Source organism: Nigerium sp. (assembly GCF_039811905.1).
GTDB lineage: Bacteria > Actinomycetota > Actinomycetes > Propionibacteriales > Propionibacteriaceae > Propioniciclava.
The window spans coordinates 38,537-59,591 of the sequence record NZ_JBDHZL010000007.1; the positions used below are offsets into that span (position 1 = coordinate 38,537).

Annotated in this window: 16 protein-coding genes; 5 read left to right on the forward strand and 11 right to left on the reverse strand. The window is 70.6% G+C overall.

The features are described from left to right. The first annotated feature begins 48 nt into the window (after nt 1–48). Nucleotides 49–1,713 (forward strand): hypothetical protein, encoded by a 1,665-nt coding sequence (locus tag WMJ97_RS03120; protein WP_347347502.1) that lies wholly within the window; start codon nt 49–51, stop codon nt 1,711–1,713. 25 nt (nt 1,714–1,738) lie between these two features. Here the strand turns inward: WMJ97_RS03120 and WMJ97_RS03125 are convergent, their stop codons facing one another. From WMJ97_RS03125 to WMJ97_RS03150, 6 genes are all read right to left on the reverse strand, one after another. Further along, entirely contained in the window at nt 1,739–2,791 is a 1,053-nt protein-coding gene (locus WMJ97_RS03125; protein ID WP_347347503.1) for a glycosyltransferase, read from the reverse strand. Further along, nucleotides 2,788–4,614 carry a PIG-L family deacetylase gene (locus WMJ97_RS03130; protein WP_347347504.1) on the reverse strand — a complete coding sequence of 609 codons (1,827 nt, stop codon included), beginning with the start codon at nt 4,612–4,614 and terminating at the stop codon, nt 2,788–2,790. The genes WMJ97_RS03125 and WMJ97_RS03130 overlap by 4 nt, the downstream gene beginning before the upstream one ends. Nucleotides 4,615–4,635: 21 nt before the next feature. Continuing rightward, complete coding sequence (locus WMJ97_RS03135; protein ID WP_347347505.1) at nt 4,636–5,367, reverse strand: glycosyltransferase; 732 nt, start codon at nt 5,365–5,367, stop codon at nt 4,636–4,638. Nucleotides 5,368–5,454: 87 nt separating this feature from the next. Beyond that, on the reverse strand, nt 5,455–6,933 hold the full coding sequence (locus WMJ97_RS03140; protein ID WP_347347506.1) for an oligosaccharide flippase family protein: 1,479 nt from the start codon (nt 6,931–6,933) through the stop codon (nt 5,455–5,457). Then, nucleotides 6,920–8,275: an O-antigen ligase family protein gene (locus WMJ97_RS03145; RefSeq protein WP_347347507.1), complete on the reverse strand. Its 1,356-nt coding sequence runs from the start codon at nt 8,273–8,275 to the stop codon at nt 6,920–6,922. Before WMJ97_RS03145 ends, WMJ97_RS03140 begins: the two co-directional genes overlap by 14 nt. After that, nucleotides 8,272–8,949, reverse strand: coding sequence for a hypothetical protein (locus WMJ97_RS03150; protein ID WP_347347508.1), 678 nt, complete (start codon nt 8,947–8,949; stop codon nt 8,272–8,274). Before WMJ97_RS03150 ends, WMJ97_RS03145 begins: the two co-directional genes overlap by 4 nt. A 128-nt stretch (nt 8,950–9,077) precedes the next feature. On the opposite strand from WMJ97_RS03150, the gene WMJ97_RS03155 reads away from it, so the two are divergent. Both WMJ97_RS03155 and WMJ97_RS03160 read left to right on the forward strand, forming a co-directional pair. Then, nucleotides 9,078–9,743, forward strand: a complete 666-nt coding sequence (locus WMJ97_RS03155; protein ID WP_347347509.1) for a hypothetical protein — start codon at nt 9,078–9,080, stop codon at nt 9,741–9,743. Between the two features lie 9 nt (nt 9,744–9,752). Further along, nucleotides 9,753–10,643, forward strand: coding sequence for a glycosyltransferase (locus WMJ97_RS03160; protein ID WP_347347510.1), 891 nt, complete (start codon nt 9,753–9,755; stop codon nt 10,641–10,643). Between the two features lie 60 nt (nt 10,644–10,703). On the opposite strand, the gene WMJ97_RS03165 is transcribed toward WMJ97_RS03160, so the two are convergent. Then, nucleotides 10,704–11,525 (reverse strand): SDR family oxidoreductase, encoded by an 822-nt coding sequence (locus WMJ97_RS03165; RefSeq protein ID WP_347347511.1) that lies wholly within the window; start codon nt 11,523–11,525, stop codon nt 10,704–10,706. A gap of 92 nt (nt 11,526–11,617) precedes the next feature. On the opposite strand from WMJ97_RS03165, the gene WMJ97_RS03170 reads away from it, so the two are divergent. Further along, on the forward strand, nt 11,618–12,268 hold the full coding sequence (locus tag WMJ97_RS03170) for a TetR family transcriptional regulator (RefSeq protein ID WP_347347512.1): 651 nt from the start codon (nt 11,618–11,620) through the stop codon (nt 12,266–12,268). Nucleotides 12,269–12,380: 112 nt separating this feature from the next. Here WMJ97_RS03170 and WMJ97_RS03175 read toward each other — a convergent pair whose 3' ends face one another. Beyond that, nucleotides 12,381–13,703 carry a hypothetical protein gene (locus tag WMJ97_RS03175; protein ID WP_347347513.1) on the reverse strand — a complete coding sequence of 441 codons (1,323 nt, stop codon included), beginning with the start codon at nt 13,701–13,703 and terminating at the stop codon, nt 12,381–12,383. 68 nt (nt 13,704–13,771) lie between these two features. Further along, on the reverse strand, nt 13,772–15,565 hold the full coding sequence (locus tag WMJ97_RS03180; protein WP_347347514.1) for a glycosyltransferase family 2 protein: 1,794 nt from the start codon (nt 15,563–15,565) through the stop codon (nt 13,772–13,774). Between the two features lie 184 nt (nt 15,566–15,749). Here WMJ97_RS03180 and ppdK point away from each other — a divergent pair, with 184 nt between their 5' ends. Beyond that, nucleotides 15,750–18,407, forward strand: a complete 2,658-nt coding sequence (gene ppdK, locus WMJ97_RS03185; RefSeq protein WP_347347515.1) for a pyruvate, phosphate dikinase — start codon at nt 15,750–15,752, stop codon at nt 18,405–18,407. Nucleotides 18,408–18,479: 72 nt separating this feature from the next. On the opposite strand, the gene WMJ97_RS03190 is transcribed toward ppdK, so the two are convergent. Both WMJ97_RS03190 and WMJ97_RS03195 read right to left on the reverse strand, forming a co-directional pair. Then, the gene (locus WMJ97_RS03190; protein ID WP_347347516.1) at nt 18,480–19,286 is read right to left on the reverse strand and encodes a sugar phosphate isomerase/epimerase; all 807 of its coding nucleotides are present in this window, start codon (nt 19,284–19,286) and stop codon (nt 18,480–18,482) included. A gap of 1 nt (nt 19,287) precedes the next feature. After that, nucleotides 19,288–21,018, reverse strand: coding sequence for an FAD-dependent oxidoreductase (locus WMJ97_RS03195; RefSeq protein WP_347347517.1), 1,731 nt, complete (start codon nt 21,016–21,018; stop codon nt 19,288–19,290). Nucleotides 21,019–21,055: the final 37 nt, after the last annotated feature.

The following is a 21,055-nucleotide window of genomic DNA, read 5'->3' on the forward strand; positions in this document are numbered from 1 at the left end:
CGCCGGGTGGTAACCTCGGCCGGGCCGAGGTGTGGGAGGTAGCGGACGGTGGGTGTTCCGACCGGTGAGCCGACGTGGCTCGGGCGTGCCGACCGGCCGCTCGCGGCCTGGGTGCACACCCCCGACAGCGGGGACGCCGCCGGCGTCGTCGTGCTCGTGCCCAGCTTCGGCCGCGAGCAGGAGCTCGCTCACCGCAGCTTCCGGCGCCTCGCGCGCGACCTCGCGCTCGCCGGCTTCGCGGCCGTCCGGTTCGCGTGGACCGGCAGCTCCGACTCCGGCGACCTCGCCGACGACGATGCCGCGGCCGACGTGTGGGTCGACGACCTGAACGCCGTGCTCGACGAGGTCTCCACCTGGACGGACGCCCCGGTGCAGGTGGTCGGCCTCCGCGTCGGGGCCCTCGTCGCCGGCCGCGCGCTCAGCCGCGCGCCGCGCCCGCGCGTCGTCTCGCTGCTGCAGTGGGACCCGCCGGCGGGCGGCCGCATCTTCCTGCGCCAGGAGCGGGCGCTGCTGATGTCCCTCGAGACCCGATCGACGCTGCCGGAGGGCCAGCACGGGGGCATGGGCATCATCTACACGGCCGCGCACGCGGAGTCGCTGCGCGGGCTCACGTTCGAGGTGCCGGCCGCGGACGGCCTGGACGTCGCGGTCGTCGGCCGCGACGGCATCGGGCTGCCGCGGTCGGTGCAAAAGTCCGTGGACGCCGCCGGCGTCCGGACGTGGGATGTCGCCGGTCAGGACGCGATGCTCGAGGCGATCGTCACCGAATCCGCCGTGCCGCTCGGCGCCCTGGCCACCGTCGTGGACTGGGCCGGGGAGCATCGGGCGCCGGAGGCGTCCGTCTCCTGGGAGCGCAGGCCCGCGGTCACGCGGGCCGTGCCGGGCGGCCGCGTCGTCGAGGAGTTCGTCACGGTCGGCCCCGACGCCCTGCCGGGCATCGTCGCGCGCCCCGAGGACGCCCCCCGCTCCGCCCTCCTCCTGCTCGCCGGCAGCTCCGAACCCATGGACGGGCCGAGCGGCATGTGGTCGTGGGCGTCCCGGCGGCTGGCGGTCGAGGAGGGCACGTTCTCGCTGCGCTTCGACCGCAGCGGGGTGGGGGACGCCGCCGACTTCGACGAGCTCACCCAGCCTTTCTCGTTCAGCCGCGCGATGTTGCAAGACGTGGCGGACGCCGTCGGCTACCTCACCCGCGCGAGCGGCCGGACGCCGGTCGCGGCCGGCCTCTGCTCGGGCGGCTACTTCCTGCTGATGACGATCGTCGCGCAGCAGCTCGCCCGGGTGTGCGCGCTGAACGTCCTGTCGTGGGCGCCGGAGATCGAGGACGTCCCGCCGTTCGCGAACGAGATCACCTCGCCGGAAGACCTGGAGGTCGTCGAGGAGCGCAACGAGCACAGCCTGAAGCGCCGACTGCGGACGTGGGCGAAGACGCACATGCCGTACGTCGTGTGGGAACAGCTCGGGTCGGTGTTCCACTTCAACGTTCCGGGGCCGCTGCTGACGCGCGCGTCCCGGCAGACCGAGGTCGTCCTCGCGTTCTCGCGCCTCGACTGGGAGGCGTTCCGGCTGCAGCGCGGCGAGGAGGCGGTGCGGAGGGCGCAGGCGGCCGGGGGACGCCTCACGACGACGCTGGAGTTCCGCATGGACCACTCCCTGCTCGACCCGCTCGCGCGGGCGGCGGTGCTGCCGATCCTGCGGGACCTGGTGCGCGACTGAGCGGTCGGCGGGCGTCCGGGGGGGGTCAGCTCAGGACGAGGTCGCTGTAGGCGGCCACCACGTCGCGCCGCTCGGCCTCACGCGTATAGGTGGACGCGATGAACTCCCGGGCGCCGAGCGCCGGCCCACGCAGCGCGTCGGGGTCGGCCGCGTCGGCGGCGGTCAGCTCACTGACGGCGTCCACGAGCCCGAGGACGTCGCCGTGGGCGACCGCGCGGGCGTGACCGCCGTCGAAGAGCTCCTGCCCGCCGAAGCCGTGCGACCCGACCACGAACACCCCGGAGGCCATCGCCTCGGCGACCGGGTAGCCGAAGCCCTCCTGGAACGTGGTCGACAGGAACAACCGGCTGTTGCGCAGTTCGGCCGCGACCTGGGTCTGCGTGAGGCCGTCCAACGGTCGAACCTCCCAGCCGTCGAGCGCGCCCGTGTTCTTCAGCAGCCGCAGCGCCATCTGCGCCTCGCGCAGGCCGCGGCGCGGCATGTAGACCAGCCGGCGGGCGGGCAGGCCGTCCAGCGGGTGGAACAGGTCGGTGTCCACGAACAGGTGGACGCGGCGGACGTCCTGATCGGGGAACGCCAGCGAGACCAGCCGCCGCGACTGCTCGGAGACGACGATCGTGGCCAGCGGCGCCTGCGGCGACGCGTAGTGGGCGTCCACGGCATCCGGGTGGGTGTCCCAGGTGAGGTGGCCGCTCTGGTTCAGCACGACGTGCCGGACGTTGATGCCGCGCCGCGGCAGCAGGTCGGTCTGCAGCTCGCCGATGACCAGCAGATCCCGCGGACCGACGCTGGCCGCCGTCACGTCGGTCACATCGGTGTCGTTGTCGAACCACGTGCACCGGAAGCCGGGCCGCTGGTGCAGGATCGTCGCGGGGATGCCCGCCGAGTTCAGGATGTCGACATGCCGGTACATCACCCGGATGCCGCCGGCCGGCACGTTGGTGTCCGGCGTCAGGAACAGCGCGCGCGGAGGCCCGACCTGCTCGGCGCTCACCGGAATGCGGGCGGCGTCGTGCTCGCGATCACGCTGCCACTGCCGGATCTGGCGCGCGGCGTCCTTCACCGTGGATGCGATCATCGGGCGTTCACCTTCGCAGGGTCGTCGATCACGAAATACAACTCGTCCCGCTGGGCGCGCGACACGACGTCCGGCGGCAGTGCCAGGGTGTCGCCGGCGGCGCCCATCTGCGTGGCGTGGGCGTCCAGCGCGGCGCTCTTGACGCGCGCGACGCCGTTCACCGGGACGCTCAGCATCCTGCTGCGCGCCAGCGACACCGCACCCTTGCTGAGGCTCGTCGCGCTGGAGAACGGCCAGGACGCCCACAGCCACACGGGGTACTCGAGATGGAGCGGCCGCTGGGGCGTCCGGCGAAGGGCGGCCCGCAACGCCTGCGCCGCGGCCGCGTGGTCGGGGTGGGGCTCCTCGAGCGCGGTCACCGCGACGATGGTCGGCCGGAACCGATCGATCTCCTCGGCGATCACGTCGGTGAGCTCGGCGAGCGACCCGCCGAGGGCGCCGTCCGGCAGGTCGAGCTGCCGGACGTCCTCCCGGGCCAGGCCCAGCGCCTCGGCCGCCTCGAGCAACTCGCCGGCCCGGGCCTGGGCGAGCTGCACATCCTGGACGCCGGCCGCGTGCGCCCCGCGCGTCGCGGCGACGATGCGCACCTGGGCGCCGACCTGGGCGGCGTGCGCCATGAGGGCGCCCGCGCCGAGCGTCTCGTCGTCGGGGTGCGGTGTCACGACGAGGATGCGGTCGCCCCCGACGATCTGCAGGGGCGTGGCCCGCCGGCGCAGCAGCCTCTCGGACGCCAGCCGTGCCTGCAGCCCGGTCGCGGACACGGCGCGCTTCAGCGCCGCGAGGCGTCCGGTCTTCGGCTGGGTGCGCGGGCTGCCGATGGCCTCCAACTCGGTCTCGGCGTGCTCGTCGGAGAGCAGCACGAACGGGGACGGCCGGTCGTTGGGGCTGATCACCGTCGCCATCGCCCGGGTGACGTCGGCGGCGGTGAAGGCGTCGGGATCGGACTGGATCGCCAGCCCGCGTCCGGAGAGCTCGTCGGCGATGAGCTGCTGATGATCGTCCACGTGTTCGCCGTACTGGTGCTTGCGCGGCAGCAGGATCGGGCATTTGCCGTGATCGAGCGCCATGAGCGCCGAGCCGACGCCGGCGTGGGCGATGACGAGGTCGGCGTCCTCCATCGCGTCGGCCAGCACCGACGGGTCGACGAAGTCGTGGCCTTCGATGGGGAATCCGCTGACGTCGGTGCAGCCGGTCTGCCACAGCACCTCCACGTCGCGTGTCGCGATCTGCGGCAGCAGGCGCAACACGGCGGCGACGGCGCGGCCGTAATCGTAGGCGCGCATCGTGCCAAGGGTCACGACGATCCGCCGCGCACGGCGCGGCCCGGGGGACGCATGCTCGCTCACCTGATAGCCGTCGAAGACCGAGCCGCGGTAATGCCAGGCGTGGCGCGCCGCGGTGCGGTACTGCGTGTACAGCCGGACGCCGGGCAGGCGCGACACCGTGCTGCCGGTCAGGCTCGGCGTCGCCACGCGTGCCGCGCTCTCGACGTAGTGGCACTCGATCCCGAGCGCGCGACCGACGACGAAGAACGGCACGGCGAGCCCCGCCCCGGTCGAGACGATGCGCCGGACGCGGTGGCGGCGGATGCGCATGAGCGCGCGCGGGATCGTCCGGAGGGCGGCCAGCACGTCCCGCTGCGGGACGTCGGGGGTCGGGTCGACCGATTCTCCGGCGAGCAGGTCGCGCGCCTGAGGGGAGTCGGGGACGGCCCACACCATGGGCCCCTGCGGCACGAGGCGCGGGGCGAGCGCGATGAGCTCGGCCAGGTGGCCGCCGGCCGATGCGACCAGCAGGGTGGTCGCGTCATTCTCGGTCGGCACGGGAGTTTCCTTTCACGTCGGCTAATCGAAATTGCCGTGGGCCCGGACGCGCCGTTCGAGGCTGGCGAGTCGAGCCCTGAGCTTGTTTTTCAGATTTTCTGTCCGTGTGTACGGTCTCACCCGGTGGGGCCACTTCCGAAGTAATGCGCGCTCCGCTCGATCGAACGCCGACCGGTCACCGAAACCTCCCTTGGTGTGGTGAATCACCCCGAGTTGGCGGGTGACGACGCGCAATCCAGCCTCCCGCGCCTGCAGGCAGACGTCGACGTCGTATCCATGAAACTCTGGGAAAGAACCTTCATCGAAGCGCACGGTTTCCAAGGCGCGCGGGCTGAGGACGAGCAGCATTCCGTCCACGGCGTCCACGTCCGCCTCGGCGGGCCTGAAACTCACCAATCCGCGCGATTCCTGGACGCGCCCACGTAGGCGGCGGGCGTCCCACCATGCCAGCGAGGAGAGCCCGGCGCCCCCGACCGTTCCGGCGATCCCGACGTCCGGTTCCCGGACGGCCTTCAGGACGCGGGCGCGGAAGTCGCGGGACGTGATCTCGACGTCGTCGTGCAGGAGGACGAGGGCCTCCGCATCGGCGGAACGAGCCCGGTCGATGAACCCGTTGTAGACGCGGCAGATTCCCTCGGTGCCCGGGAGCGCCCAGGCCTGGTCGCCGTCGCGCAGCCTGGGCTCGATGGTCGGTTCGGAGATCGTGTTGTACTTCTCGCCGGTACCCCCCACGCAGGTGCCGTAGACGATCATGATCCTCCTGATCCGGGTGCGCGCCAGGCCCCAGTATTGACGCCGGGCACGGGTTGCGCAACGCGAGGGTGCAACCGTTTGCACTTGTCAGGACTCGGTCGTTGCCGGCCGGTGCGCCGTGTAGACATCCCGCAGTTCGAGGATGTGGCGTTTCAGCCACAACCCGGTGGTCACCAGGTAGACGATCACCCCGGCGATGCCGCCGGCCGCGAGCGCACCGAGAGGGACGCCGATCAGGGTCGCGGTGTAGTGCGCCGCCAGCCCGGCGAGCGCCGAGCCGATGACCGGGCGGATCAGCTCCGGCTTGATCCACGACAACCCGACGCCGGCCCCCCGGGCCGCGACGACGAGGAAGGCCGGGATCACGATGAGCGCGCCGACGGCGACGTGCGCCAGGGCGGCCCCCACGTAGCCCCACTGGTTCACGAAGAGCAGCATGACGGGCACGAGCACGATGAACCACGCGATCTCGATGCGCAGGAGCCAGCGCGTCATGCCGAGCGCCGTGAAGAAGTCGGTCAGCAGGGCCTGCACCAGCCGGACGACGGTGAGGAACCCGAGCACGATGAGGGGCGCGGCGGCGGGGGCCCAGTTCATGCCGTAGACGGCCGTGATCAGGGGCGTCGCCAGCCCGATGATGAGCGCGGCTCCGGGCAGCGCGATCGCCCAGAGCGCGGTCAGGAGCGATCTCAGATGGAATCTCAGCATCGTGATATCGCCCTGCGAGCGCGCGAACGTCGTGGTGGTGATGTTCAGCATGATCTGGCTGAGGATGCCGATCGGCCACGCTGCGATCGTGAAGGCGAGGTTGTAGTAGCCGAGGTCCGTGGCGCCGCGGAGGCGTCCGACCGCGAAGGTGTCGACGTTCGTGATCAGCACGTTCACCGACATCGCGAGGGCCAGGGGCAGGCTGAAGCGCAGCAGGGCCCCGGCCTCCTTGGTGTTCCACCCGAACCCGTAGCGCTCGCCGACCACCGCGTTCAGGACGACGGCCGAGACCGCCTGCCCGATGAATCGCGACCAGGCGAGGGCCATGACGCCCCAGCCGGCGAGAGCCAGGATGACCAGGAGGGCGGAGGAGACGACGAAGTTCGAGGCGTCCGAGTAGAAGCGCTGCTGTTGCCGGTAGTCGCGCGCGAGCACCATCGCGGGCACCGAGCCGAGGCCGCCCAGCACCATGGTGGCGGCGAGCACCTGGACGGCGGTGGTGGCCTCGCCGGTGCCGAACGCCTCCGACAGGGGGCGGGCGAAGCCGGCCATCAGGCCGGCGAGCACCAGCGTCGCGCCCATGTTGAGCGTCATGACGGTGGGCCCGATCTCCTTGGTGCGATGCACCTCGCGCAGGATCGCCTGGGTGACGCCCATGTCCGACAGCGTCGCCACGACCCCGTAGATGGTCGTCGCCACGGCGAACGCGCCGAACTCGCTCGGCGCGATCAGGCGGGCGGCCACGATGCCCATCAGGAACTGGGCGATGCGGATGAGCATCGCGCCCGTGGCGCTCCAGCGAAGGCCGCGGCCGACGCCGGAGAAGTCGGCGGTCGAGTCGGGTTCAGCGGTCGACATCGGGGAGCACCATCGCGTCATGGGCCACATCGGCCCGGGCTAAGCGACACGCAGCACCGCATAAACCCACCATGACGCAGAAGATGCCCGCTGACTGCGGGAAAGAGAAGGCGTCGAAGAAGAGGAGGGAGACGGCGCCGGCAGCAGCGCCGCCGAGGAGCGCCGCGGCGCAATCCCGGTCGACGCTACGGACGAAGAGGCGGCGGGCCTTCCATGCGCAGAGGAGGGCGGCACCGATGAGGAGCAGCAGCGCGGCGAGGCCGAGCAGACCTGTTTCGAGGGTGAACTGCAGGTACAGGTTGTCGAGAATCCAGTACTTCGGCAGGAACGTGCCGAAGCCGCGACCCAGGATCGGGTTCTCGCTGAAGAACGCCGACGCGATCGCGTAACTGTTGACGCGGGAGGCCACCGACGGATCGTCGGCCGCTCCGGTGAACATGCCGCGCAGCGTACCGGCCAAGCCCGGCATTGCGAAGCTGACCGCCAGGAGACCGACGACGCCCACGGCGATCAGCCAGCGGCGCAGCCTGGCGGGGAAATTGAACAGCAGCGGGATGATGCCGACGGCGGCGCAGATGAGCGCGGTGCGGGAGATCGAGAGCAGGGACGCCAGCCCCATGAGTCCGACGCCGATCCAGCTCCACACGCGCGTGGACGTCCGCTCGGCGCGGAACGCCAAGGTGACGGTCAGCGGCAGCAGCATCGCGAGGACCGAACCCAGCTCGATGGGGTTCGTCGCCGTCGCGACCGGCCGGACGCGTCCGGAACGGACCTGGAAGTCGACCGGCGACGTCTCGTTCGGCGCGAGGCCGGGCAGGCTGAACGCGTCGACGATGAGCTGCCGGGAGAGCGCCTGAGCGATAGCCAGGACGCCGATGAGCGCCCCGGCGATCGTGAGCCGTCGCAAGAGGACGCGCCAGCGCTCGGTGGAGGTCAGCCCGTCGTTGAGCGCGAGGATGACGCCGCACATGCCGATGGCGCGGAGCAGCCCCGAATCGGCGACGCTGCGCTCGTCGTCGGGCAGCGGCAGGAGGGCCGAATGCGCGTAGACGATGAGCAGCACGACGAGGAACACGATCGCGGCCCGGCGCACCGGCGACACGCCTCCGGGCATCGCCTCCCACCGGTTCACCTGCTCCCAGGCCCACCAGGCGAACGCGGCGATGCCGATGAGCATGCCGGGCACGCCGAGGCTGCCCATCGCGGTGATGGTCTGGTTGGACGGGATCAGCAGGAGCGCGAACAGGTAGACCGTGAACACGGTCGTCCCGTCGAGCCCCGTCGGCCCTGCCGGACGCCGCGCCCGGCCGGTGGACGCGACGGCGGCGTCCGTGCGGGTCATTCGATCCCCGCGGCGCGGGCGCTCACCGTCGTGCGCGCCTGCCGCTTGGCGGTGCGGCGCGAGGTCGCGAGGCCGTCCACCAGGCCCAACCCGAGCAGGAGCACGGCGATCGTGCCGACGCCGGCGAGGCCGGCGGCCTGAATCTGCTTCGTCTGGACGACGGCCGGGTCGGCCGTGGCCGTGACCTGCATCGCGGTGATGCGGTTCTGCGGCTGGATGCCGAGTTCGGTCTGGATGCGGGTGAGCGTCTGCGGCACCTGCGCGTTGACGAGCTGGATGCCGCGCTGGGCGTCCTCCGCGCTGCCGGCGACGGACTCGACGACGATGAGAGGCGACTGAGACGTGTCGTCGGACTTCGAGGTGATCGTGGCCGACGGAACCTGCTGGGCGATCCGCCGCGTCACCCCGTCGGAGGCGAGGTCGCGCACGACGATGTCGCGCGCGTCGGTGAGCCCGTTGAGGTAGAGCAGCTGGTTCTGCGTCGAGGGCCGGGACTGGTCGGCTGCCGCCGTCATCACCGTGCGCGGCGGGATCAACACCGTGGTGCTCTGCGCCCGGTAGCTCGGCCCGACCTGCGTGTAGACGAGGAGAGCGACCCCCGCCGCCAGTAGCAGCGCCACGACCGTGAGGTACCAGCGCCGCTTGAGAGCGCCCATCACGTGGCTGAGATTCATCCAATGCCCCTTGCTGAAACGATGTTTGGCTACGTCCGAAAACCGTAACCGTCGGCCGACATGCTATCGAGGACCCAGGTCGTTGCTAAAGTTGCGCCCGGCTTACGGAAAAAAGAGGAGCAATACCCGTGACAATGCGACAAACGCTGCAGGCTTGTGCGAGGCGGTGGCCCGTCCTGCTGCTCGGGTTGCTGCTCACTGCCGGTGCGATTGGTCTGTTCGGGGCCGGCCACGAGATCTACCGGGTGCGCACCGAGGCGGTTCTCAACGAGCCGCTGGAGGCTGCACCGCGGCGCATCCTCACCAATAATTCGAACAGCGCGGTCCCGACCGTGCATCTGCTGGCGGCCCTCGCGAACAACGGGCTGCCCTCCTACCACTTCTCGGGGTCGGATGCCCCGCTCTACGGTCTCGGCATCACGCCGCGCTCCAGCGTTCGGGTGAACAACGTCGGCGGCCAGTGGGCTAGTCAGGTGAGCGAACCCAGCGTCATCGTCGAGTCGATCGACTCGACGGAAGAGGGTGCGCGGCGTCGGTTCGACGCGACGCTCAACAACCTGCAAACCCGGCTGACCATGCTGCAGGAAGACATGCAGGTGCCCGCGCGGGCCCGCATGACGCTCCAAGGGTCGCCGGGCGACCCGCCGATCGAACACATCACGCCTAGTCAGCCCAGGGCCTACGCCGCGATCGCCGTCGCCGGCCTCTTCATCTCGGTGGGCGCCGCCCAGTTCGCGGACCGCAGGCTCCCGCGGCGTCCTTCTCGAAAGAATGCAACTGTCGCCATGAATTGAGCTCAGAAATTGTCCATCCCTCACGTATTTCTCACGCGCTTCAATCTGCCCAGCGAGGGCGTGGAGAGCATGATTCGGGCCAAGGAAGGCTGGCTTCGCGACCGAATTGTGCTGTTCGACCGCTACTCGGTCCCGTCCGTGCGCGGGCAGGACACCGGCGACGTTTTCTGGATCGTTTACCTCGATCCCGAGAGTCCCGCATGGTTGAAGCAACGAATGTCTCAACTCGAGAGCGAGGGGCTCTTGGCCCCGATCTACCGCGAGACGGTGAGCGACGACGATCTCGCGGAAGACATTCGCCGCGTCGTCGGCCATGATCGCGGGCCGGTCATCACCTCGAATCTCGACAACGACGACGGCCTCGCGACGGATTTCGTCCGGCGGCTGCGCCAGGCCAGGATCACCGCGCCGCGCACGGCGCTGTATGTCGTCTTCGGGCTCATCAAACACGGCGAGCAATTGTTCCTGCGGCACGACCGCGACAACGCGTTCTGCGCGGTCCGCGAAGATCTGACCGAGCTGCGCACCTGCTGGGCGGACTGGCACAACCGGCTGAGCCGCCACATGCCCGTGGTGGAGGTCGACGGCCCTCCGGGGTGGCTGCAGGTGGTGCACGGCAACAACGTGAGCAACCGCGTGCGCGGACGCCTCGTCGGCCCGGACGCCTACCGCGCCGCCTTCCCGGGGCTGCTCGACGACGTGACCGAGCCGAGCCGGACGGCGAAGCTGCGGTCGGGCGTCGTGGACTCCCCGGTGCGGTTCCTGCGCGACCGCGGACGCCAGGCGATCCGCGTCGGGCTGGTGCGCATCATCGGGCGCGAGGGCTTCGATCGCCTCAAGTACCGCGGGGCCGGCGTGCTCGCGGGCGTCCGCAGGCGAGTCGGGGGCGTTTCTAGCTGACGTTCTCCACACCCTGGTGTGGAGAACGTCACACGGCCCCGGCGTCACTCCTTCGTGGCCTCACATGCCGGGCAGCGTGTAGCGGCCCACGGCCATGGCGGCGATGACCCCGCCGTCCGCGAGGAGGTCGGAGCCCGTGATGAACCGTTGCCCCATCAGGAAGGCGCAGATCTCCCCGATTTCGTCGGGCGTCCCTGCGCGACCGGCAGCGGACGCCGCGAGCATCTGCCGATAGCCCTCGGCGCCCGGGCCCGCCATCTCCTCGCGCGCCAGGGGGGTGATGATGACGCCGGGGCTGATGGAGTTCAGCGTCGCCCCGCGGTCGCCCCATACCGGCGCCTGGTACTGCACGCGCGCCGCGTTGGCCTGCTTCGCGACGCCGTAGGCCGCTCCCGAGTTCGGCAGCTCCTTCAGCCAGGGGAGAGCGGCGAGTTCGCCGGCCGGCGTCTGCCCGAGCGCCGCACGTTGCTCAGGCGAGAGGGGCGGCATCATGTGCCCGGCCTGGCTCGCCACCACGATGCCCGACCCGCCCGGCGCGACGATCGCACCGAAGGCGTCCAAGACGAGCGCGGTGCCGACGAGGTCGACCGCCACGACCTGCTCCGCCGTCGCCTGGACCTGCGACACCCCGGCCGCGTGGATCACGTGGGTCACGTCGCCCAACGCGGACGCCCGCGCCGCCAGCGCGGCGACGGACTCGGCGTCCGCCACGTCCACGCCCGCGACTTCGGTGACGAACCCGGCGTCGGCCAGCGTCTCGGCGGCGGCGCGCGCCCCGGCCGGGTGCAGATCGGCGATCAGGACGGTGCGACCCGCGCCGACCCGGCGGGCGATCGCCTGGCCGATGGATCCGGCCCCGATGAGAACGACGACGTCTGTCATGACGACCCCTTAAAGACTGATGGTCTTTTGGATGTGCGGTAACGTAACAGACCGATGGTCTGACGCGCAAGATCGAAGAGGGCAGGGCAACGATGGACACCGACTTCCGGAGGGCCCGCACCGACGAGCAACGGGCGGTGCGACGTGGCGACATCCTGACGCTCACGCGGCGGCTCTTGGCCGAACACCGGGTCGCCGATGTGAGCCTGAACGAGATCGCCCGGCGGGTGGGCCTGGCCAAGTCGAACGTGCTGCGCTACTTCGGCTCGCGCGAGGCGATCCTGCTGGTGCTGCTCTCCACCGACTACGAGGAGTGGGTCTCACACGTCCTGGCCGCGCTGCCCTCCACGCCCGCCACCGATGACGCGCTCGCCGGGGCGCTGGCGTCCACCCTCGCGGACCAACCGCTGCTGTGTGAGTTGCTGACCGCGGCTCCCACCGTGCTGGAGCACAACGTCACTCCCGACGAGGTGAGGGGCTTCAAGCTGTCGATCCAAGGTTCGATGGAGCGTCTGGTCGACGGCATCGAGGGCCGCCTCGGCGACTGGAACGAACGCCAGCGCGGCCAGTTCCTCGGCGGACTGCACGCCTTCATCACGCATACGTGGGGGCTCGCGAACCCTTCCCCCGCGCTGGTGGCCGCCATGGCCGTCGAGCCTCGGATCGTGGGCCTTCCCGGCGGCTTCGGCCAGGTGCTTCAGGACGCCCTGGCGACGCTGCTGGCGGGCGTCCGGGCCGCGTAGGGTGCGCGGGATGGGGTCGGGACGCCACCCCGACACGCACGCCCGCGGCGTCCGGGTGTGCGACGTTCTCCACAATCCAGTGTGGAGAACGTCAGGTAGAAACGCCCGCGGGCTAGTGGATGCGGTAGATGTGGTAACTCGACTCCTGGGCGAAGTTGTCGGTGAACGTGCCGTCGCCGTTCATGGGGATGGTGCGGTTCTCGTCGACGACCTCCACCGTGCGGCCCTTGAGCTCGTCCGGCACCTGGAACGTCCGCTGCCCCGGGTCGGAGGCGTTGTCGACCATCGCGAACACGTACGCCGAGCCGTCGTGGACCTTCAACATGGTGTCCAGCCCGTCGCCGAACTTGTACTTGTAGCTTTGGGTGTTGATGACCGGCGCGAGCCGGTGGACCTGGTTGTTCAACGCCCCCACCGCGTTCACGTTGGCCGCGGCGCAGTGGTTCGGGTTCATCTGGACCTCGCGCACCAGGCTCGTGCCCTTGCACTGCCCGGTGAACGACTGGTTGAACCACGCGAGGCCGCGCGCCTCGTGGATGATCGAGCTCATCGCCGCGCCGGTGGCCTGCTCCGGGGTCACCTTGAGGTCGTCGTTGCCGCTGCCCATGCCGTTGTAGATCTCGACGAAGTTCCACAGGGGCAACAGCTTGCCGTCGGCGGCGTCGCGCAGGCGCAGGGCGTCGACGGTGCGGCCGTAGCTGGACGCCGTCCGGCAGTACTTCTGCCCGGTGTTGGCCGGGTACTGGGCCGGGTTGTAGCCGGCCTGCGAGCAGTAGGGGACCGTGTAGAAGTACATGTCCATGCTCACGACATCGCTGTAGTTGTTGACGTAATCTTCGGCGACGCCGGTCGGGAAGTCGCGGTTCATGATGAGCTGGGTGAAGTTGGAGTACCGGAACCGGCCCTCCTTGCCCGTCTCCGCCTTACGCTTCGCCATCTGCGCCAGCCCCGGCTTGGGCTCGAAGCGGCCGTCCGCCTCGTCCTCCAGGAAGTCGCCCACCCAGTTGGTCGACTGGGCGTTGAACGAGTCGTTCAGCTTCTCACCGATCCAGAAGAGCCCGTTGCGCTGGAAGAGCCCGTAGTCGGTGCCCTTGTCCATCCCGACGTAGGTGTTGAACCCCATCTTCTTGTCGTACTGGGCCTCGGCGTCGGAGCTGATGCCGTTGTACCAGATCAGCACCGGGAAGAACGACGGGTCGCTCCAGCCGGCGGCGTCCGCCTTGGCGAACTTCTTGTAGTACGCGGGGCCGCCCTCCCACGGGATGCGTTCCAGCGAGAGCGAGGTGATCGGCTGGCCCGGTGCGGCGGCGGTGGGCGCTGCGCTCGGTCCGGACGCCGGCGGCGTCTGGGTGGGCGCCGTCGTGCAACCGGCCGCGAGCACGAGCGCGGCGATCGTGGACGCCGCGGCGAGCAGGCGTGGGCGGGTGGTCGTCATCTGCGGTTCAACTCCAGAAGGTGGGGTGCAGTGGTCCAGACGGTCAGCGACGGTACCGCGTTGCTGGGTCAGCGCGACGTGTCGTCGCGTTCCCAGCGGGCGGTGCTGCCGGCGCGATCGTCGAGGCGGCGCGCAACCCGCGCCGCGATGACGATCGCGATGTAGGCGAGCGCGTCCGCGATCGCGAACGGCGAGGGGGCGTTGCTCCGGAGCAACTCGACGAGCGTCGATCCGGACGCCGACCGCTCGCCGGGCCGCGGGGTCGCGTCCGCGTCCTCCCGGCGGTAGACGCGTTTGAGGGTCCGGACGAGCGCCCGCGTGGTGCGCGGCACGTGCACCCGGACGGGGTCCGCCGCGACGATCGCCTTCTCGTGGCCGGCGAACATCGTCTCGACGAACAGGTCGTCGGCCTCGTCGGTGGGGAACCGGTCCCAGCGGGCGCGGCCCGCCTCCGACACCGCGAAGAAGCCGGCGCCCCACAGCGCGGAGACGAGCGACGGCGTCCGCGAACGCGCCCGATAGAAGGCCCTGACCAGCCCGGACGCCTCGGCCGTCGCGTACTCAAGCGGCGGCCGGGCGGCCAGGACGCGTCCGGACTCGAGCGCCCGGACGACCGCCCGGACGGCCGCCGGCGAGACCTCGACGTCGGCGTCCAGGTAGAGACGCGGGAACGCCAGCCCCTGCTCCTCGGCCGCGTTCATCGCGGCCTGCTTGGAGGCGACGGGCAGATCGAGCACCCGGACGTCGAGCCCGGGGCGATGCCGGGCCGCGACCTCCTCGGTGCCGTCGGTGCAGCCGTTGCAGGCGACGACGACGTCCATGCCCGGCAGGCCGCCGTCGGCGGCGAGGCCGTCGAGGAGGCGTCCGATGACGCCCGCCTCGTTGTGCGCAGGGATGATGATCGCGCCCGTCAGCGGCGAGTCGTCGATGGGTGCGGGGCGGGTGGCGTGGGGGAGCGAGCCCCACGACGACCGGTCGAGCAGCGCCCGCAGCGCCGCCCGGGAGCCGGGCTTGAACGCGCGAGCCGTGTGCTGGGCGATGAGGATGCCCCGGAAGGCCAGCGCGCCTCCGGGGGTGTGGTGCGTCTCGAAGTCCCGGACGCGATTGACCGCCTCCAGCGCGACCTGCGCCGGCGAACTGCCGGACGCCCCACCCACGTGGACGACCTCCGCCGCCGGCACGAAGCGGACGCGGAACCCGGCCTGGCGCACGCGGCGCGCGTACTCCGTCTCCTCCGAGTACAGGAAATACGACTCGTCCCAACGGCCGACCCGCTCCCAACACTCCCGGGAGACCGCGAGGGCGGCCCCGCTCACCCAGTCGACGTCGCGCGGCGTCTCGTAGTCGGACGCCGCCCGCAGCGTGTCCCCCCAGGCCACGGGCCGGGACGCCCACTTGCCGCCGAAAAGCGCCTCGCCGAGCGTGCCGAGCAGGTCGGCGTCCTTGCGGAGGCTGTGGAACAGGTGCCCGTCGGGCCCGACGATGCGCGGCGCGGCGAGGCCCACGCCATCGACGAGGGCGTCGGCCAGAGCGCGCAGCGAACCGGGCCGGGCGACCAGGTCGGGGTTCAGGATCGCGATCGCGGACGCGGTGGGATCGACGTGGGTGAGCCCCACGTTGACGCCGCCCGCGTAGCCGAGGTTGCCCCCGGAATCAAGGAACGTGAGCCGGTCCAGCCCCGGCGTCCCGTGCAGCGCGGCGACCGCAGCGCGCGTGTCGTCGGTCGAACCGTTGTCGACGATGAGCACCTGAAGAGGCAGCCCGAACGCGGCGTCCGGGAGAGAGCGAAGCAGCCCCCCGATCTCGCCGGCGCTGTTGTAGGTGACGGTGATCACGCAGAGAAGAGGCCCCTCGGCACTCATGTGCGTCCTCCTGACGAGTATTCCCGCGACCACCCTAGGGGAGCAGGGCGTCAACCCTGGAACGTGTGGATCATGCGTCGCGACAGGATAGGCTGCAGGCCGAACGCGAACGATAACGTTCGGTGCCTTCAGGCATCGAGGCCCATGTGCGGCTGTGGCTGCGCACGAAGGAGACAACACCAGCATGACCGAGACGAAGTACGTCTACGACCTCAATGAGGGCGATATTTCGATGAAGCCGCTCCTGGGCGGCAAGGGCGCCGGCATCGCCGAGATGAAGCGCATCGGCGTCCCGGTTCCGGACGCCTTCACCGTGACCACGCAGGCGTGCGTCGCGGCCATGAACAACGAGGGCGATTGGCCCGACGGACTGAAGGATCAGATCGACGGCGGCCTCGCCCGCCTCGAGGAGCGCACGGGCAAGAAGCTCGGTGACGCCACCAACCCGCTGCTGGTCTCGGTCCGCTCGGGTGCCGTCCAGTCGATGCCCGGCATGATGGACACGATCCTGAACCTCGGCATCTCCGACGAGACGGTTCCGGCCGTCGCCGCGCTGGCCGACAGCGAGCGCTTCGCCTACGACTGCTACCGCCGCTTCATCCAGATGTACGGCGAGGTCGTCGAGGGCATCGACCAGCACGTGTTCGAGGACGCGCTGACCGCCATGAAGGAGGCGAAGGGCGTCCAGCAGGACACGGATCTCACGGCCGAGGATCTGAAGGAGCTCACCCAGACGTTCAAGGACCTCGCGAACGAGGCCCTCGGCGGCCACTGGACCACCGACCCGGTCGAGCAGCTGCACCGCGCCGTCAACGCCGTCTTCAAGAGCTGGCTGAACCCGCGCGCCGAGGTCTACCGCCGCGCGAACGGCATCTCTCGCGACCTCGGCACGGCCGTCAACGTGCAGCAGATGGTGTTCGGCAACCGCGGCGAGACGTCCGCGACCGGCGTCTGCTTCTCCCGGAACCCCGCCACCGGCGCGAAGGAGCTCTACGGCGAGTTCCTGACCAACGCCCAGGGCGAGGACGTGGTGGCCGGCATCCGGACGCCGCGGCCGCTCGGCGAGATGGAGGGCGTGCTGCCCGAGGCCTTCCATGAGCTGCTCGACACGATGGCGAAGCTCGAGCTGCACAACAAGGACATGCAGGACATGGAGTTCACCATCGAGGATGAGAAGCTCTACATGCTGCAGACCCGCAACGGCAAGCGCACCGCCGCCGCCGCGGTGAAGACGGCCGTCGACATGGTCGAAGAGGGCCTCATCACCACCGACGAGGCGCTGCTACGCATCGAGCCGGCTCAGCTGGACGCCCTCCTGCACCCCGGCATCGACCCCGACAACGCCGAGTCCCCGATCGTCACCGGTCTGCCGGCGTCCCCCGGCGCGGCCGTGGGCGCGCTCTCGTTCAACGCCGACGACGCCGCCGAGCGCGGCAACGCGGGCGAGCAGGTCATCCTGGTCCGCTACGAGACGACGCCCGACGACATCCACGGCGTGATGGTGAGCCAGGGCGTCCTGACGGCCCACGGCGGCATGACGTCGCACGCGGCCGTCGTCGCGCGCGGCATGGGCATCACCTGTGTGGCGGGCGCCCCCGGCATCAAGATCGACCCGCTGGCGGAGACCGTCACGATCGACGGCACGACCTACGGCAAGGGCGACACGCTCACCCTCAACGGCACCACCGGCGACGTGTTCGCCGGGGCGCTGAAGCTCGTCCCGCCGTCCATCAACGAGGACTTCCAGAAGGTCGGCGAGTGGGCGGACGCGGCCCGCCGGCTCGGCGTCCGCGCGAACGCCGAGAACTTCGAGGACGCCTCGAAGGCCCGCGAGCTGGGCGCCGAGGGCATCGGCCTGGCCCGCACCGAGCACATGTTCATGGTCGCCGACCGCCTGCCGGCCGTCCGCGAGATGATCCTGGCCGAGAACGAGGAGCAGCGCGCCGCCGCCCTCGCGAAGATCCTGCCGATGCAGCAGAAGGACTTCGAGGCGATCTTCACGGCGATGAAGGGCCTGCCGGTCACCGTCCGGCTGCTCGACCCGCCGCTGCACGAGTTCCTGCCGAACCTTGTCGAGCAGTCCCTGCTGGTGCAGAAGCTCGAGATCGAGGGCGCCCCCGAGGCCGAGCTGGCCGCCGAGCGCGAGACGCTGGCGCAGGTCAAGAAGCTGCACGAGCAGAACCCGATGCTCGGCACCCGCGGCTGCCGCCTGGCGATGCTGTACCCCTCGATCCCCGAGATGCAGGCCCGCGCGATCATCAAGGCCGCGCTCGCCGTGCAGGAGCGCGAGGGCGAGACCGTGGGCGTCGAGATCATGATCCCGCTGGTCGCGTTCGAGTCCGAGTTGAAGACCCAGCGCGAGATCGTGACCAAGGCTGTCGAGGACGAGTTCGAGCAGGCCGGCAAGCGGCTCGACTACACGATCGGCACGATGATCGAGATCCCGCGCGCCGCCCTCGTGGCGAACGAGATCGCGAACCAGGCCGACTTCTTCAGCTTCGGCACGAACGACCTCACCCAGACCGGCATCGGCATCAGCCGTGACGACGCCGAGGCGGGCTTCCTCGGGTCGTACGTGAACGACGAGGTCATCGCGTCCAACCCGTTCAGCTCCCTCGACCAGTCCGGCGTGGGCCAGTTGGTGCAGATCGGCGTCGAGAAGGGCCGCTCCACCAAGCCCAACCTGAAGACCGGCGTGTGCGGCGAGCACGGTGGCGACCCGGCGTCCATCGAGTTCTTCCACAAGGCGGGGCTGAACTACGTGTCCTGCTCGCCGTTCCGTGTGCCGATCGCCCGCCTCGCGGCGGCGCGCGCGGCGCTGCTGGAGAAGCAGGGCCAGTGAGGCTCCACTAGGGCGAACGAAAGGCCTCGACCCCCGCGAGGGGGTCGGGGCCTTTCGTGTGGGTGGGCCCGTTCAGGCCTGATTCAGCGTCCGCCGCAGGGACGCGAGCGCCGCGGAGCAGCGTTCGGCCAAGGGCAGGTCGCGGACAGGCGCCTCGACGGACAGGGCGGTGCCGGCGGGCAGCGCCCGGACGAAGTCCACCAGCGGCAGGTCCCCGTCACCCGGGAAGCGGCGCCGCGTCCGCGCCTCGGCCAGGGCGTCCGCCTCCGACTCGGGCCGCGGGTCGGAGAGCGTGTCGCAGAGCTGGGCGTAGGGCACGAGGCCGGGCGCCAGATCGGCGAGTTGCTCGGGCGTCCCGCCGGAACGGAAGGCGTGCAGCGAGTCCGGCAGGACGACCGCCGGGCCCTCCACCTGCTCGACGAGCCGGAGGGCGTCCTGGAGGGTCTTGATCTCGGTGAAGATCATGTACTCCACCGCGAGCGTGAGCGAGCGCTGCGCGGCCTCCCTGGCGAGGACGTTCAGGCGGGCCAGCCGGCGTCCGGGGTCGGGGTCGTTGACATTGACGAGCACATAGCGCGCTCCGAGCAACTGCCCGGCGTCCAGGATCGCGAGTTGCTCGTCGAGCGTCTTGTCCTCACGCAGGCGGAGCACCTCGATGTCCCACAGCATGATCCCCGTGTCCGCCAGCCGGCGAATCGTCTCCCGGACCGTCGGCGTATTGCCGATCATCGGCCAGGGTGGCTCGTCGCCGGCGGGGAACACCCGGACGCCGACCGCCCCGAACCCCGCGGCGGCGGCCGCCGCGACGGTGTCGGGGGGCGGGGCGTCCAGGACGGTCAGTGCCGACAGCCCCAGGGGGCCGGCGTTGGAGGCGTCCATGTCAGGCCACCGGCTTGCCGGCCGCGTGGTGGCCGATGACGTAGCCGAAGATCATGCCCGCCCCAACCTGGCAGCCGCCGCCCGGGTACTGGACGCCGAACACCTGCTGCGCGTCGGAGCCGCAGGCGTACAGGCCCTCGACCGGCGTCCCGTCGGCGCGCACGCACTGGCCGTCGGGGTTGATCTGCAGCCCGCGTCCGGTGGACAGCGGCGTCGGGTACACGGCCATAGCGTAGTAGGGGGCCTTCTCGAGCGGGCCGAGGTTCACGTTCGGGCTGACGCGCGGGTCGCCGTACTGGGGGCTGTAGGCGCTTTCGCCCTTGCCGAACTCGGTATCGCGGCCGTTCGCGCAGTCCGCGTTGTACTTCGCGACGGTTTGCTCGAGCCCGGTCGCGTCCACGCCGATCTTGGTGGCCAACTCACGAAGCGTCTGAGCCCGCACGATGTAGCCCGTGTCGAGCCAGTGCTTCATCAGCGGCCCGACCGACGCCGGGTAGATCATGCCCAGGCCGTACTTCATCATGTGGTCGTGGTCGGCGACCAGCCACGCCGGGATCGTCGGGACGCCGGCCTCGTCGGACTCGTACATGCCCCGGACGAAGTGGTTGTACGACCGCGCCTCGTCGGTGAAGCGCTTGCCCGCGGCGTTGACGGCGATCATGCCCGGCTTCGCGCGGTCCCAGATGTGCGGGAACACGGCCTCCGAGCCGTCCGGACGGTAGCCGACCGAGCTCGGGAACCACAGCGCGCCGTTCTCGTCCTCGGGGCCGACCGTCCCGCCGACCGACTCGGCTAACGCGAACGTGTCGCCGGTGCAGGTATCCGCGGCGCGCGTGTACTGGGCCGCCGGCTGCCGCAGGTACTTGTTGCGGTACTCCGGCGAGGCCGGGAAGCCGCCCGCGGCCAGGACGACGCCCTTGCGCGCCTGGATGCGCCGCGGCGTCCCGCGGTACTCGACGACCGCGCCCGTGATCCGGTCGCCGTCGGTGATCAGTTCGGTCGTGAACGCCTTGAGCCACATCGTGCCCCCGCGCTTCTTGAACTGGTAGTAGAGGTTGCCGATGAGCGCGTTGCCCATCACCATGCGGGTGCCGCGCGGCCAGCGGCGGGCGAGGTCGGCGACCCAGCGGACGCCGAGGGGCAGGGCGGTCGTCGCGACCTGGGTGCGCTGCAGGCCCTTGCCGTCGAACAGGTGCAGCAGCTTGGACACCTCCGTGCGGCGCACCATGAGCGACCCGCCGAAGAGGGCGAACTCGGGCACGGGACCGCGCAGGTGCGCGAAGTCTTCCCGGCCGAGCTTCTTGCCCTCGAACGGCTCGGGCTCGAGGGCACGGTAGCCGCGCCCGGAGCCCTCCAGCTCGGGGTAGTAGTCGACGAAGCCGGGGAACGGAATCCAACGGATCCCCATGGTCTCCATGTAGTCGATCATCTTGGGGCCCTGGGTGAGGTAGGTCATCCACATGTCCTTGGGCCCGCGGTCGCCCACGAGGGCGTCCAGGTACTTCTCGGCCTTGCCGAGGTCGTTGGTGATGCCTGCCTCTTCGACGTACTTGCTGCCGGGCACCCAGCACGTCCCGGCGGAGTAGCACGTGGTGCCGCCGAAGTACTCCGACTTCTCCAGCAGCAGCACGCTCAGGCCCTCGTTCGCGGCGGTGAGCGCGGCGCTCAGGCCGCCGGCTCCCGTGCCCAGCACGATCAGGTCGTAGGTGTCGTTCCATTCGGTCTCGGACATTTTCGGACGCCTCCTTGCGTTCGGCGCGCCCCGGCCG

Excerpts from the sequence above, each read along its gene's own strand:
- WMJ97_RS03125 (WP_347347503.1), bottom strand. The coding sequence starts at position 2,791 with ATGATCGCATCCACGGTGAAGGACGCCGCGCGCCAGATCCGGCAGTGG.
- WMJ97_RS03135 (WP_347347505.1), bottom strand. The coding sequence starts at position 5,367 with ATGATCGTCTACGGCACCTGCGTGGGGGGTACCGGCGAGAAGTACAAC.
- WMJ97_RS03140 (WP_347347506.1), bottom strand. The coding sequence starts at position 6,933 with ATGTCGACCGCTGAACCCGACTCGACCGCCGACTTCTCCGGCGTCGGC.
- WMJ97_RS03145 (WP_347347507.1), bottom strand. The coding sequence starts at position 8,275 with ATGACCCGCACGGACGCCGCCGTCGCGTCCACCGGCCGGGCGCGGCGT.
- WMJ97_RS03150 (WP_347347508.1), bottom strand. The coding sequence starts at position 8,949 with ATGAATCTCAGCCACGTGATGGGCGCTCTCAAGCGGCGCTGGTACCTC.
- WMJ97_RS03165 (WP_347347511.1), bottom strand. The coding sequence starts at position 11,525 with ATGACAGACGTCGTCGTTCTCATCGGGGCCGGATCCATCGGCCAGGCG.
- WMJ97_RS03170 (WP_347347512.1), top strand. The coding sequence starts at position 11,618 with ATGGACACCGACTTCCGGAGGGCCCGCACCGACGAGCAACGGGCGGTG.
- WMJ97_RS03175 (WP_347347513.1), bottom strand. The coding sequence starts at position 13,703 with ATGACGACCACCCGCCCACGCCTGCTCGCCGCGGCGTCCACGATCGCC.
- WMJ97_RS03180 (WP_347347514.1), bottom strand. The coding sequence starts at position 15,565 with ATGAGTGCCGAGGGGCCTCTTCTCTGCGTGATCACCGTCACCTACAAC.
- ppdK (WP_347347515.1), top strand. The coding sequence starts at position 15,750 with ATGACCGAGACGAAGTACGTCTACGACCTCAATGAGGGCGATATTTCG.
- WMJ97_RS03190 (WP_347347516.1), bottom strand. The coding sequence starts at position 19,286 with ATGGACGCCTCCAACGCCGGCCCCCTGGGGCTGTCGGCACTGACCGTC.
- WMJ97_RS03195 (WP_347347517.1), bottom strand. The coding sequence starts at position 21,018 with ATGTCCGAGACCGAATGGAACGACACCTACGACCTGATCGTGCTGGGC.